9 protein-coding genes are annotated in these 13,806 nt (G+C 47.7%); all 9 read right to left on the minus strand.

Features of this window, described 5'->3' with window-relative positions; genetic code table 11:
* Positions 1-55: 55 nt before the first annotated feature.
* The 9 genes from ACRD7A_RS01875 to ACRD7A_RS01915 all read right to left on the minus strand — a co-directional run bounded on the left by ACRD7A_RS01875 (position 56) and on the right by ACRD7A_RS01915 (position 13,804).
* Entirely contained in the window at positions 56-1,252 is a 1,197-nt protein-coding gene (locus ACRD7A_RS01875; protein WP_430809644.1) for a FecR family protein, read from the minus strand.
* 83 nt (positions 1,253-1,335) lie between these two features.
* Positions 1,336-1,887 carry an RNA polymerase sigma-70 factor gene (locus ACRD7A_RS01880; protein ID WP_430809645.1) on the minus strand — a complete coding sequence of 184 codons (552 nt, stop codon included), beginning with the start codon at positions 1,885-1,887 and terminating at the stop codon, positions 1,336-1,338.
* A gap of 260 nt (positions 1,888-2,147) precedes the next feature.
* Entirely contained in the window at positions 2,148-4,118 is a 1,971-nt protein-coding gene (locus ACRD7A_RS01885; RefSeq protein ID WP_430809646.1) for a glycoside hydrolase family 20 protein, read from the minus strand.
* Positions 4,119-4,176: 58 nt separating this feature from the next.
* Positions 4,177-5,349, minus strand: a complete 1,173-nt coding sequence (locus ACRD7A_RS01890) for a n-acyl-d-glucosamine 2-epimerase (RefSeq protein ID WP_430809647.1) — start codon at positions 5,347-5,349, stop codon at positions 4,177-4,179.
* A gap of 11 nt (positions 5,350-5,360) precedes the next feature.
* On the minus strand, positions 5,361-8,000 hold the full coding sequence (locus ACRD7A_RS01895; protein ID WP_430809648.1) for a sodium:solute symporter family protein: 2,640 nt from the start codon (positions 7,998-8,000) through the stop codon (positions 5,361-5,363).
* Between the two features lie 7 nt (positions 8,001-8,007).
* Positions 8,008-8,931, minus strand: coding sequence for a dihydrodipicolinate synthase family protein (locus ACRD7A_RS01900; protein ID WP_430809649.1), 924 nt, complete (start codon positions 8,929-8,931; stop codon positions 8,008-8,010).
* Between the two features lie 49 nt (positions 8,932-8,980).
* Positions 8,981-9,655: a GDSL-type esterase/lipase family protein gene (locus ACRD7A_RS01905; protein ID WP_430809650.1), complete on the minus strand. Its 675-nt coding sequence runs from the start codon at positions 9,653-9,655 to the stop codon at positions 8,981-8,983.
* Entirely contained in the window at positions 9,648-11,747 is a 2,100-nt protein-coding gene (locus ACRD7A_RS01910) for a GDSL-type esterase/lipase family protein (RefSeq protein WP_430817921.1), read from the minus strand. Before ACRD7A_RS01910 ends, ACRD7A_RS01905 begins: the two co-directional genes overlap by 8 nt.
* A gap of 41 nt (positions 11,748-11,788) precedes the next feature.
* Entirely contained in the window at positions 11,789-13,804 is a 2,016-nt protein-coding gene (locus ACRD7A_RS01915; protein ID WP_430809652.1) for a family 20 glycosylhydrolase, read from the minus strand.
* Between the last annotated feature and the right edge of the window lie 2 nt (positions 13,805-13,806).

Here is a 13,806-nt window from a genome sequence, read left to right on the forward strand (position 1 = left end):
AACTAATAATTACCGAAACGGAAGATGTTGGTAGCATTTTCCGTTTCACTTATTCTTACTTTACATATACTACATTGTTTTTTATTTCAAATTGTACATTAGTAGTTAAACTTATCATGTTTAAGTGCGTATTAATTTCCTCATAACGCTCCAAATCACCCGTAAAACGTTTGCTCTTTGCAAGCTCGTTATGATATACCACATCCACATCATACCAGCGTTGCAGGGTTCTGAAAATTTCTTCCAGGGTCATTCTTTCAAAACGGAACTCACCATTCTTCCAAGCCACATAAACGGCAGGGTCAACAGTTTTCACTTCAATACCTTTCTGCTCTGCATTAATCACCCCTTGCATGCCGGGCTTCAGTATCACACTTTCTGAATCTTCAGCCTTTTCACTGGCAAAACTCACACTCCCCCTTACCAGGGTAGTTGTAACGGTCTTTTCGGTATTGTAAGCCGCCACATTAAAAGCGGTTCCTAAAACCGTTACAGCAGCTCCCTTCGTTTTTACAATAAAGGGCCGTGTAGTATCTTTACTGACCTCAAAATAAGCTTCGCCATCAAGTGTGACTTCACGGGTCGCTGATGAAAAGTAGGTTGGATACTCAAGGCTTGATTCAGCGTTGAGCCATACCTTAGTGCCATCGGCCAGCGTAAGGCTAAATTCACCCTTGCGCGGTATATAGATGGTATTGGTCAGTCCGGCAGCCGCTTTGTTGGAAGCCTCCGATCCATGGTTATAGGTAATGCTCTGCTCAGTAGTTTTAATAAGCGTGCCATCCTCTTCTTTCAAAGTCTGGTTACCTGCCTGGTCAAGCTCCACCTGCTGTCCGTCAGCAAGATATAAAACAGCCTTTTTACTCCCGGGTGTAATATTCTGCACTAATGTTTCTGCTTGATCCCCATCATAGGGTTTCGGATCACTAAACAACGTCCACAGGACAATACCAGGCAGAATAATAGCAGCAGCATAAGCCAGCCAGCGACCCATCATAGGTTTCAGCAGAAGCTGGGGCGACTTATTGCGGTGATAAACATTTGACAGGGCCGCCTGCACATCAATTTGCTCCCTCTGAAGAAGATATTCGCTAAGGTTCCCCTCCTTTTTTAACTGCTCATACAAAGCAGCATTCCCGGCATCCGCTTTTAACCAGGCTTCAAGACGCTGCCTTTCACCATCACCTAAAGCCTCATGTTTGAGAAGCTTAGCAATGCTATCGGCAATTTCAAAAGGTGTGATATCTTTCATATAAAATACGATTTCAATAACTAAGACGCCCACAACGAAAAAAGTGGGTAATATTAAATACAGATTTTTTGTGTCGGATAATTCTAAAGGCCAAAAAGCAGAAGCGAGAATAGATTCTTAAGTCTTTCCTTTAGAAATCGTTTGGCACGTTTGCGGTGTGTCTTAACCGTTTCAACAGAAATTCCAAGATCTTCGGCTATTTCCATCGATTTTAGGCCTTCAAGGGATAACTTATATACAGTGCGGCACTGCTTGGGTAACTGATTAAGCGCATCTGCCAGCTGACGATATACCTCTGCATTCACAATATCATTAAAGAAATGCTTGTCATCGCTGTTGAATTGAATCACACCGGCCTGATGTTTTTTAATTACCTTTTGATGACGTATGTCATTGAGACACTGATTTCTAACAGACTGATACAGATAGGAACGTACATCTTTATAATGGCTATGGCTGCCCTTTTTCTGCAAAAGCTGGTAAAACACCTCCTGAACAGCATCTTCAGCCTGCTGCTCATCGCCTAGATATTTCCGTGCATACAGACACAGAGACACATAGTATGCATTGAACAGTTGTTCAAAATCATCCCCCTTAATTCCCCTTTTTTCATTTCCTAAGTTCCCCACTTTCATGAAGCATCAAAAATAATCTATTTCCCCTGTATTATCCAAATATAAACACACAGAGATCAAATTAGCTCAAGCATTCGGTATTATTTATTGGGAACCCTGCTGCCAGGGCAGGATGAGAATGCTTTAACTCCTTCCCACTAAACATAACAAAAGAGGTGACTGATAACATAAAGTCACCAACCACCCCTTAATTCATCATCCCTTACTGCTTTTAGCCGTACTATGTTGCTTTTGCAGTAGTCATCATGAAGAACGTTTCTCTATTCAATTACAAACTCCTTAATGATGGCCCAACCCTTATGGTCTTGGGTGATAACAAGGCGAACAGCTTTCACCTGCTCATCATCCAACTCTACAACGGCCATACCTTCATTAAAGGTGGCTACTTGGGTGAAATTCTTACCATCGGATGAAAGCTCCAGGATACCATGTTCTACTATGTCTTTACCATCGCCGGTAATCACCTTAATATGATTGGCCTTCATGGTCTCGCCCAGCGTCAGGGTCATAGTTTCGCCTTTACGGGGCGGGCGGTTGGTCCAAAAATAAGAGTTAAGGCGTCCGTCAAACACATACTCTGGCACATAGGGACTGAAGATACCTAGGGTGGTTTCTACGCGGGCATTGCGCACAAACAGGGGCTCCTGCTCGCCCGGCTTAAACTCTACTGCATCAATTTCTTTCTCGTCGAAATAATTAATGCCCATCTCATCCATCAATGGGTAGAAGTTAGTGAGGCGCTGTAGAAAGTCATCCCAGTTTTTCTTTTGAGGATCCAGCCATACCACCTCGGCCAAAGCCAATATGCGGGGAAAGATTCGCTCCTCAATGGTCTCAGTGGTAGTTACCAGTTCGGTCCACAGACAAGCCTGGGCACCCATCACAAGAGATTGTTGTTGCGGAGTAGCTTCAGCAGGAACAGGCTCCCAGCTATATACTTTTTTGGTGCTGTTACCCGAGTATCCCCAGTCGAAATAGCATCCGTGCTGAGGACACATCACCACCGACAGACCGGCCTCCAAGGCCTCCATAGCTTGTGGTGTGCCATGATCGCGCCATACCATCACCACATCATCACCGGTGGCGGCACCTCGTTCATTAATCTCATCCCAGCCTATCATGCGTTTATCCCTCTTGCGAATGGCTTTAGAGGCTTCACGTGTGAAGTAATCCTGTAAGGCCTCTTCCGATTTCAAGCCTTTCTTTTTCATCATGGCCTGACAATGAGAACATTCTTTCCAGATATCCTTACCCACTTCATCACCGCCCAAATGAATATAGGGCGAAGGGAAAAGGGCAGCTACCTCTTTAACCACATCCCGCATAAACTGATAGGTCTCTTTCTTGCCGGCACACAGCATCACCTCATAGCCCCGCTCCTTTTGGTTGGCGGGCTGCTCCATGGGATACACTTCAAACTCACCGCCTTTACACGACAGCTCGGGATAAGCTGCCAGCACCGCTCGGCTATGTCCCGGTAAATCAATTTCAGGCACAATCATTACCTGACGATCGGCGGCATAGGCAATAAGTTCACGCATCTGTTCCTGCGTATAGTAATTACCCGAAAGGGCAGGAAAATCCTTATAATGCGTTCCCTTCTCTGTGAGGGCCGGGTATTTTTTTATTTCCAGGCGCCAGCCCTGATCATCGGTCAGGTGCAGATGCAAACGATTAAGCTTTATCAAGGCCATCTGATCAACCACCACTTTCAGTTCGTCTATCGTCCAGAAATGACGACTACAATCCAGCATAAAACCCCGCCAATGCATACGCGGCGCATCCTTAATATGGCAGGCGGCAATCTGATTGGCATTGGTGGATAATTGCCTAAGCGTTTGCACACCATAGAAGAGTCCGGCCGCGTCACCGGCAGATAAACTCACCAACTCGCTACTTACTGTAAGCTCATAAGCCTCCTTGCCGGCAGCCAATAAGGACGGATTGAGCTCCAGCACAAACACGTTAGCGGCAGGCACAGAAGCCTCAGCGGATAAAAATTGTTCTGCGGACAGGGAGAAAAAAGTACGCAAGTGATCGGCAGTACCACTCATACCGGCCGCATCACCCTTAAGTATCACTTTGGTTGATTTATTAATGGCAAAGTGCCCCTCGCTTTGTTGAAAGGTTTGTGGTAAGGGTATTAACTTACTCGCATTCTGCGCCCACCCAATATTATGGCACAGAAGACTCACGAGCATAAGAAAGCCGGTAATTAATCGAAATGTCATATTCTTCATTTTTAAAATTAATTACCGGCAAAACTATCTTTTCTATTTAATTTAACAACTACTCCTGTTGCTTTATCTGCTCCAGGGTTTGTAAGCAGTACATAAGGCCGCGCGGCACATGGAAACATCCTTTCCACTTACCTCCTTTTAACGGCAGTAACACTTCGCCTTGTCGGTTTAAGTACCCAAACCACTCACCATGTTCCGGATCGGAGAAATGCTCGAAGGCATAGGCATGCACCTTCTCGAACCACTGCAGGCAAGCATCGTTTTGGGTATGACGATAGCCTTTTAGCAGCGCCACCAGTGTTTCCAGGTGTACCCACCATAATTTCTGATCCCACTCAAGCTGCTGCGGCGGATACCCTTTCAAATCCATAAAATAAAACACGCCACCATGTTCCTTATCCCAGCCGTACTCCAGCGTTTTAAGGGTGATGTCAACGGCCTTTTCGATGAGCTCAGGACGGTGCAGCTTCTCTCCCAAATCCATCATAAACCACATGGCTTCAATAGCATGCCCCGGATTGAGCAAGCGACCTTCGAAACAATCTACGAACTGTCCGTCGGGCGAAACATTTTCAAGAATTAAACCCGTGTCCTCCTGATAAAATACTTCCATCACTTCGTGAATCACCTTATCCAGGGTCTCCTCAATCAAAGACGCTGGCAATAAGGACTCAATTTCCAGCGCCAGGTTGGATAGAATCATGGGCAAGGCAAAATTCTTCAGTGGTCTTGTACCGGGCACCAACTTGTTATACTGCCCCTTGGGATCATCCTGCCGCTCCAGTATCGCATAAAAAGTATCTTTAGCAATCTTGGCGTAACGCTCCTCTCCCGTGGCTTTGTACAACTGACCAAAGGCCATGGTGGCAAAGCAATCGGAAAATATATTGTAGGGCTGTACCAATGGCGTCCCCTGTCTGTTGAGCGAAAAATACCACTTACCATTCTCGTCAGCACCATGCTTCTCTAGGAAGCCGGCACCATGCAAGGCCATATCCAACCATTCCTGACGGGGCTCTACACTGTTATAGAGCTTAGCAAACTGCCACACCTGACGCGCCTGCAGCCAGATAAACTTATCGGTATCATAAACCTCACCATCGCGCGCAAGGCAAGTGAAGTAACCACCAAATTCAGCGTCTCTCGAGTAATTTTGCCAGAAAGGCAAAACCTTATCGAAAAGTTCTGTCTTATAAGTCGATATTAATTGATCTATCTTCATAATACTCACGATTAATCCATTATACTTTTAAAGGTTAAGCCTTTCACTTCGTCTTTCTGCGGCCATACAAAGCTAAGCAGGTAAGCCACAAACACACTGATGATAATGCCGGCTGCACCATACAGCAGGAAGGACATAGTAGCATGATCGCGTAACCACAGTAGGGCCACAAAGCCCACAATCACACCCAAAAATGCCGCTTTACCCGAGATGCGCTTAAAGAAGATACCCATCACAAACAAGGCTCCCAATCCACCCGTTAGCAAGCCCAGGAAGGTGTTAAACTGATCCCATAGAGAGGCAATATCCCAGGTGGCCAGCACCAGTGCCATAAGAATACCAAAGACACCGACCAATACACCCGACCAGCGGGCTATCAGCAAGCTACTCGACCGCTTTGCCTGCGGCACCAACACATCGAAAAAATCCGAAGTGATTACAGCCGATACCGAGTTGATGTTAGACGACAAAGTGGACATGGCAGCTGCAAAAACAGCAGCAATAAGCAAGCCTGCCAGACCAGCCGGTAACTCCGACACTATAAAGTGCGGAAATACAGCATCAAGATTCGGGATGGAGACCGATAAGTCTTCAGGATTGGAGGTGTAGAAGGCAAACAAACCCGTTCCTAAAAGGAAGAAAATAATAGAAACAGGGATACTCAAAATACCATTTAGCCAAATACTCTTGGAGGTAGCGTTCTCATCCTTAGTGGTCATATAGCGCTGTACCACCGACTGATCGCTTGTATAGGCAATGAGGCTGTTGGCAAAACCACCGAGTACAACCACCCATAGCACCGGCTTGGACCAGTCAAGACTGCCATCAAGCAGGAAAAACTTCTGATTATCCATGGAAATGTCAATAAAACCACCCAGACCACCGTCTACGCCAAAGAGCATAAATACCAAGGCCATCAGCGCTCCACCCAGCAGGATAAAGCCCTGTATCACATCACCCCACACCACGGCTTCAATACCACCACTCGTACAATAAATAATAGTAACTATGCCCATGATGATAATAGACCAGTAAACGCTGAAGCCGGTAACCGCATGCAAGGCCAGTGATGGTAAAAATAACACTACAGCAATACGTGTTACCATAAATATTATAAAGAAGGCCGAGGCCATCCATCGCACGGCACGATTAAAGCGCAGCTCCAGATATTCGTAGGCCGTACCAATCTTGAGACGACGGAAGAAAGGCAGATAGTATTTTATTACCACAGGTGCCACCAAAATGATGGTTAGGTTAAACACCAGCATGCGCCAATCAGTGGCATAGGCCTTGGCCGGTATGGCAATAAAGGTGATAGCACTTAGCGTAGTGGCAAAGATACTGATGCCGGCTGCCCACCAGGGAATACGTCCGCCGGCCTTAAAAAAGTCCTCCTCGTCATTTTCACGCCTCATAAAATAGAAGCCCAGTGCCAACATGCCCACAAAATATAAAACCAACACCAGGTAGTTGACCCAGCCAAAGCCGGTCTCTCCCGTGAAGTCCAGGGCGAGCACCTGATCAGTGCGGATACCGGGCTTTATCTCGCCGGCAGGCACCACCACCTGTCCCTGCCAGGTCACGGCAGCGCTTACCGCCGGTGCAGCCGTAGCCAAGGTGCCGGCCTCAAACCAACGGTCAGTAATAGTATTGTACACCAGCACCGATCGACTAAAACCGGGGTGATGCTTCCACAGGCTGTCGCGCTGTGCACGCGCCTGCTCATACTCGGCTCCCCGGGAAGCCTGCATCCTATTGATGGCACCCTCTACCTTGTTATAGGTTTGGCCATTATCGCCGCCCACTACAATAATGTGCGAGGCACCTGATTTCAAACCGGCGGCAGCAGCCAGGTTAATAGTACCCTTTCCTTCGATCTGCCAGTTGCTTTTCTGCAGCCAGCTATGAGACGAGGGAGTGTACTGCCACACTTCCGCACTAAAGGCTGTCGTAGGCTGTTCAACACCGCGATGGCGACCGCCAATGAGATAAAGACACTGTTCAATCCCATTGGACTGACTCACCACCAAGGCATCGTTAATCACAAAAGGTACATCTCCTGCTGATGTCCAGCCTTCCTCAGGACGGTTAATATGGTAAGTCCACATCTTTGTGTTATCACCCTTTGGACTACGACCTCCCACCAGATAAACTGTTTCGCCGATCAGCGTCATTCCGTGGCCACTGATGGCCATGGGCAAGGCCGGTAAATTAGTCAGCTCAAAGGCACCGGGCGCAGTACTGGCAATCATAAAGACACGATTGGAATAACCCTCAGGCGACTGTCCGCCGGCACAAAGCACTCCATTGGGTGTAGACACAGCGGCACCATTGGCCAAAGGCTGTGGCAGACGAATGCTGCTTACCTCTTCCCAGGTATTATCGGCGGGTGTTCCCGATAAACACATCACCCCATCGGAGTAGTGCTTAAGCCCCCCTTCCCAGGGCTTACCATCGGGAAAGGCGGAACCACCGGCCATAATTATACGATCATTATGCACGCCCACGAAAGCACCGGCCCAACCATGATGAGGCGTGCTATCGTTAATAGCCGGCAAGGAACTGAGTGTTGCCATGTTAAGCTGTGCCTGCACCATGGGTGCAGGCAACAGGCTGAGCAACACCAGCAATATTATGCTTAGAATCCTCATATTCATCTTATTTTGAAAATAATTCGGCCATATCAAGTGCTGCAACATCGGCGGCAAAAGCCTGATAGGCATCCTCAGTCATGGGGATAATGGGACTGCGGAACTGACCACAATCAATGCCCACATAACGCATAAAAGCCTTACCTGTACCAATACCACCATACTTACCCAGTAGGCGAATCATATCTATGGACTGCTGCTGCAAAGCACGCGCTGCCTCCATATCGCCCTGCTCATAGCTTTTAATCAATTGCGAATATAGTGGTGTTGCGTAGTTGTAGGTACTTCCGACACCTCCTTTGGCACCCAAAGCCAGAGCTGCCAGCAGGTTCTCATCACGTCCCCAAAGCATATCATATTGCCCATCGGCAAAGTGCAGACACGACAAGAAATCCATAAAATCTTCATGGGTATATTTAACCCCGGCAAAGTTAGGCATCTTACCATGCAGCTCCTTCAATAAATCAATCATGGCCACATTAACGCCGGTAAGCACAGGAATGTGATAAAAATAGACCGGCATATCGGGCACTGCTGCCCCCACGCGCATCACAAACTCAGCCAGCTGAGCCGCCGTAGCCGGCTTGAAGTAGAACGGTGCCATCACCGCAATGGCATCCATACCCAATTCCTTAGAGTGAAGGGCCAGATGGATGCACTCCTCATAAGAAGTACCTCCTACCAGGTTAATCAACTTAAGCGCTTGTGCATCACCTTTGGCTGCTTCCACCCATGCCGCTGCATTCTCTTCACGCTCTTCGCGGGCCAAAGACACGCCTTCGCCAGTGCTGCCATTCAGGAAGGCACCTACCACACCATTGTTTTTCAAAAACTGATAATACGTTTTTATCTGCTCCTTATTAACACTTCCATCCTCACTCATGGGCGTAAAAGGCGCCGCTATCAATCCTTCTATCTTATTAATCTTCATCACTTAAGTATTTATTAATGTTTGTTTATTTGTTGGTTCTTTTAAAATCTTACCGGGTCAGAGGCTTAACAATACTACCCCATAACTTATAGCCGGCGCCTGTCAGATGAAGCCCATCATTGGTATAGGCCGGGTTCATAAAATTGTCGTCCGCATTTTTAAAGCGGCTAAATAAATCCACATAGCTATATTCATGGCGCTTGCATACGGTTTTAAGCTGCTTATTAATCCACAGTATATCATCCGTTTTGGAGCAATGTCCGCTAAATTTCTTAAAGTCCGGATTAACCGGCAATATACTCTGAATAAACACCTTTGTCTTGGGTGAGTCAGTCCTTATCTGTCGGGCAATTTTTGTGATATTAGCCACAATCGTGTCGTTGCTGATACCCCGCGCCAAATCATTAACTCCAATTAGGATAAACACTTTGGCCGGTTTTGATTCTGTAATTTCATCCAGTCGATATAGCACTCCTTCGGTGATATCGCCACTGATGCCCCGATTTTTAATCTTCTTATTCTGTAAAAGCTCGCTCCACTCACTGCCATCGGTAATGCTATTGCCTAGGAAGATAATTTCTCCGCGCGTATTAGGCAATTGCTCAAACAGTGTTTTACGCTGATGATAATAGGTGCTAAAACGTGCATCTTGCGCCAGCGTTGAGAAGGCCAAGAATTGAAAAAGAACACATACAACTAAGCTCCAACGCTGTGTATTACTCATGGTCATTGTCTGATTTATTACTAATGTTATATGGGTATTTAATACAGAAAGTAGAGAGTGGAATACCGCCCTCGTTCACAATATTACCCTCAGTATAGGGATGCCAGCCATAGCGTACTGCCTTCACCGGATATCCGGTTTCGATTAGGATGGTATTGCCTTTGAGCTGTGCCTTGGCCTTGCGAAACAATGCATCAGCACCGGCCACCTCCAGCTCGCGGATGACTCCTCCATCTGATGTGCTGAGCTTATGGCTGTGACTCACCTTTATTTTTAGTTGATCGTCCTGCTGCTCAACAGACGCAATTGCAATGCTTCCCCGCGCAGTCTCACGCTGGCCATAGGCTTCGTAGAGTGCCAGCTGCACCAAACGATCAGCAATCACCTTCTTATTTTTCGGATGCACATCCTTGCGCTCGCCCACATCGCTGCTCACTACCATCTCTACCCCCTCCAAAGAGGCCGCCATGCGTCGTTGGCTATCGCGAAAATACTGCCATCCGGGTCGTTCAATGGACGAAAGCTGCACCATATAAAAAGGCAGATCTGCTTGCTGCCACAGCTTGCGCCAGCTGTTCACTAGCGCAGGAAAAAGCTGTTCATGTAACTCAACATTATGCGAATTGGACTCACCCTGATACCACAGAACACCCTTGAGCGGGAAGCCTGCAATTTCATCCACCGCCGCCTCGTAAATATAGGCCGGATGATAAGGATGACGCTGCATAGCTTGTGTTGCACCTTGCGTATTTTCTCCGGCGCGTTGTCGCACCCATCCCATAATATGATCGTTCTTGGGCCAGTTGTACAGCATATTGAGCAGCACCGGATCAAACTCCAATGTTTTACGGTCTATAAAAGCCTCAGTAGGGGCACCCCCCACCGCTACTTGAATAAGTCCCACCGGCACATCCAGGGCTGCCTCTATGCCCTGACCAAAATACCAGCCGATGGCCGAGAAAGCTCCAACGGTCTCCTTATCGGCTTCCTGCCACCGAGCATCCAAATATTCCAGCTTATTCACACGTGCCAGGGTGGTATCATCCCAAGCCTTACTATCGGTTGGTGCCAGTACCTTATAATGAAGCAAGCGAATATTACGGGGTAATTTCCCCGTCAAGGCCTTGCTGCCGTTTAACGACTGCTGCACCTGAAAATCCATGTTCGACTGACCGGCACATAACCACACTTCACCAATCATCACCTCACGGCAACGCAACTCCTCATCGCCACTTTTGACCTTAAGCGTGTAGGGGCCACCATGATGCATGGCCGGCAGGGTCAATTGCCAGCGACCGTGCTGATCCACCACCGTATTGGCCTGCTGACCATTAAGCCTTGCACTTACGATGGCACCGGGTGTACCTTTCCCCCACAAAGGAATGGCTTGATGACGCTGTAACACCATCTTATGGGCAAAAACGGACGCCAGCTGCAAACCACCAAAGTCATTACTTAGGTATTGCGCGGCGCACTGCGCCATGATGGCGGCGCCTTCAACCACAGGATGCAATGCATCCGGAAACAGATCAGGGCGCTGATACAGTGGACTGTGCCAATCGATGAGTGTGGCATTGCAGTTGGCAGCTACTTGCTTGATGCTCTCCTGTATCTGCCAAAACCAATCACGTGTGCCCGACTCAAAACGCCAGTGCGTATGAAAAATCGGGGTCATATTGCCAATATACACCTTGGGTACTTCACCCGTGCGGCTCTTAAAACTATTGATCAGTGCCATGTAATCCTCAATAAACTCATCGCGATGAAGGGGCCAGTTGCGCGGGTCGGTATCATTTAGTCCCAGTGAGACGATGAGAATATCGGGCTTGAAATTCAATGCTGCCTCATACTCAGCTTGCTCCACATAGGGACGATGGCCTTTGGTCAATAATGTTGCACCGCTCTTGCCAAAATTGCCCACCTCGTATTCCTCACCCAGTAACTTTTGCAGACGAGCCGGGTAACTATTGTGCTCACGATCATCAATACCGGCACCAAAAGTTACGCTATTGCCTACGCAGGCCACTCGTGTCTTTTGCGCCTTTAACGGCAGTGTGACACACATAAAAGTAAGCACGAGCAGTGCTTTCATTAGGCTAATAATCTTAGCCTCTTGTATTTTGCTTACCTTGATCATTTTCGTTTTTTATCCGGCGAATAAATAATATCGTCCAAGGCCTTGCTGCCGTCAGGTGCAACCAATACGGCGTTAAACATCCATTTCACCAGGCGTACCTCATCAGAGCTAAACTGTGCCACCGGCATCTTCAACAGCAGTTTATTCCAACCTTTCTTTAGCTGCACGGGAATGGGCGGACGTCCCTCCCAGTTTTCATTTTGTAGGGAAATCTCATTGGATTTCTTCCCGTGTGTATTCTCCCATACCGGCGGTGCAATTCCCACATCATTTAGCCAGATACGACTCTCTTTATAATCCCATTTGCCTTGGGGCGGTGGCAGATCCTTCTCCGAGCGTCCGTAGTTCTGAAAACGCACATAGATACCGGCCTCCCTCGCTACGGGCGAATACACCCAGGTGTAGGCATAGGCCGTATGATTGGGCTGCGGGTCGGTGTAGAAGCCGGGAATCAGCGTACCCCACACATGGCGCAGATAGATACCGGCACCAATGGCAGGACGAGTAGCATATTCCTTGCCTTCATATTGATAGGTGGGCTGCAATGCCTCTTCGGGCGGAAAACGCCTGAGCAAATCACCCTTATTGGGAAAAGCATCGGTAATGCGCCAATTCACATTACTTTGCTTCACGTAGGCAAATGGCTCATCAGCAAATACTTTTTCTTTATAATAGAGCAGGCGATCCTCAAAATCTGCAAAGTTAGCCTGTGCAACAGGATCATCAGGGTCAATCAGTGAGCCTTGCTCATCAAAATATTTTTCACGCCTGCCCTGCCAGCAGGTCTCGGCCAGGGTTAGCATAGTTGGATACAGGCCATTCTCACTGACAATCTGTGCTGTACTTTCAACATAACGGTCGTTCCATGCGGCAATGATGGCACCCGCCACATCGTCATTACCTTGGCTCACCCCCGCCACATTGCTGTTATATAAGGCCACAAGGTCGGCAAAAGTATCAAAATGATTAATATAGTGCAGGCGCGAATCGATGGCCGGAATACCGGGATGTAGCCTACCGCGGTAACTCCACATCTGAATCATGTCTATCTCGCCCTTCTTATAGTTCCAGCCCGGATTCCAGCTGATTACCTTTTTTCCTTTACTGCGAACATAGGTCACCATTTCAGGCACAAAGTCCGGATTGGTAAATTCCACCTCATCGGTACCAATATGCAGGTAAGGTACTTCGGCAAAGACGGTACATACCTCATCCATGAGCTGTTTGAGGAGGTCCATGCCCTGGGGCGACTGCATATCATGTCCGAGGGCACGGGTAAAGGCAGCACTGTGGCCGGGCATATCAATTTCGGGAATGAGTAGGACGTGCCTTTGACGACAATAGTCTATCAGCTCACGGGCTTCCTCAAGCGTATAATATTTACCCGGAAGGCGTTCAAAATTATCGTATCCGGTTAGTTGGGGAAAAACGCGACTCTCAAGTCGCCACGCAATATCTTCGGTTAGGTGCCAGTGAAATACGTTAATCTTAAAACGAGCCAACAGGTCAATCTGTTTCTTTAACTCATCAAGGGGAATAAAACCCCGTCCCACATCATGCATAAAGCCTCGAATGCGAAAGGCCGGCCAGTCAACAATGCTGCAATAGGGCAGTGCATGGTTCTTATCCGTATCCGAGCTAAGCTGACGCAAGGTTTGCAGCGCTCTGTAAACGCCGGTTAATGTGAGGGCATCAATAGCTATACCCTCGTTATCAACCTTCAAGCGATAGGCTTCGTCCTCATTGAGCGTCACCTTATCCAAGGCCTCAACTATGCGCACATTCAACTTAGCAGCATCGGCATCGTCAAGAATAAAGCCCATCTGAATGAGGTCATTACTCAATCCCTCTTTCAGACTTTCCGGGCACTCAAGCGCCAAAGCATTAAATTGAAGTGTGCCCCTTTGCCACTCTACTACTTGCGGTTTGGGCAACAAGGGTGGCGTATGGTTATGTGCCCGACCTGCCAACGTAGTTAACAGGCCAAGCAATAGTGGTAACAGATACCTCATAA

Source organism: Carboxylicivirga longa (assembly GCF_050589825.1).
In the GTDB taxonomy this organism is placed as follows: Bacteria; Bacteroidota; Bacteroidia; order Bacteroidales; family Marinilabiliaceae; genus Carboxylicivirga; species Carboxylicivirga longa.

What these genes read in the sequence shown, in the direction of transcription:
- ACRD7A_RS01905 (WP_430809650.1), bottom strand. Translation starts at nt 9,655, where the DNA reads ATGAGTAATACACAGCGTTGGAGCTTAGTTGTATGTGTTCTTTTTCAA.
- ACRD7A_RS01890 (WP_430809647.1), bottom strand. Translation starts at nt 5,349, where the DNA reads ATGAAGATAGATCAATTAATATCGACTTATAAGACAGAACTTTTCGAT.
- ACRD7A_RS01880 (WP_430809645.1), bottom strand. Translation starts at nt 1,887, where the DNA reads ATGAAAGTGGGGAACTTAGGAAATGAAAAAAGGGGAATTAAGGGGGAT.
- ACRD7A_RS01895 (WP_430809648.1), bottom strand. Translation starts at nt 8,000, where the DNA reads ATGAGGATTCTAAGCATAATATTGCTGGTGTTGCTCAGCCTGTTGCCT.
- ACRD7A_RS01900 (WP_430809649.1), bottom strand. Translation starts at nt 8,931, where the DNA reads ATGAAGATTAATAAGATAGAAGGATTGATAGCGGCGCCTTTTACGCCC.
- ACRD7A_RS01885 (WP_430809646.1), bottom strand. Translation starts at nt 4,118, where the DNA reads ATGACATTTCGATTAATTACCGGCTTTCTTATGCTCGTGAGTCTTCTG.
- ACRD7A_RS01915 (WP_430809652.1), bottom strand. Translation starts at nt 13,804, where the DNA reads ATGAGGTATCTGTTACCACTATTGCTTGGCCTGTTAACTACGTTGGCA.
- ACRD7A_RS01875 (WP_430809644.1), bottom strand. Translation starts at nt 1,252, where the DNA reads ATGAAAGATATCACACCTTTTGAAATTGCCGATAGCATTGCTAAGCTT.
- ACRD7A_RS01910 (WP_430817921.1), bottom strand. Translation starts at nt 11,747, where the DNA reads ATGAAAGCACTGCTCGTGCTTACTTTTATGTGTGTCACACTGCCGTTA.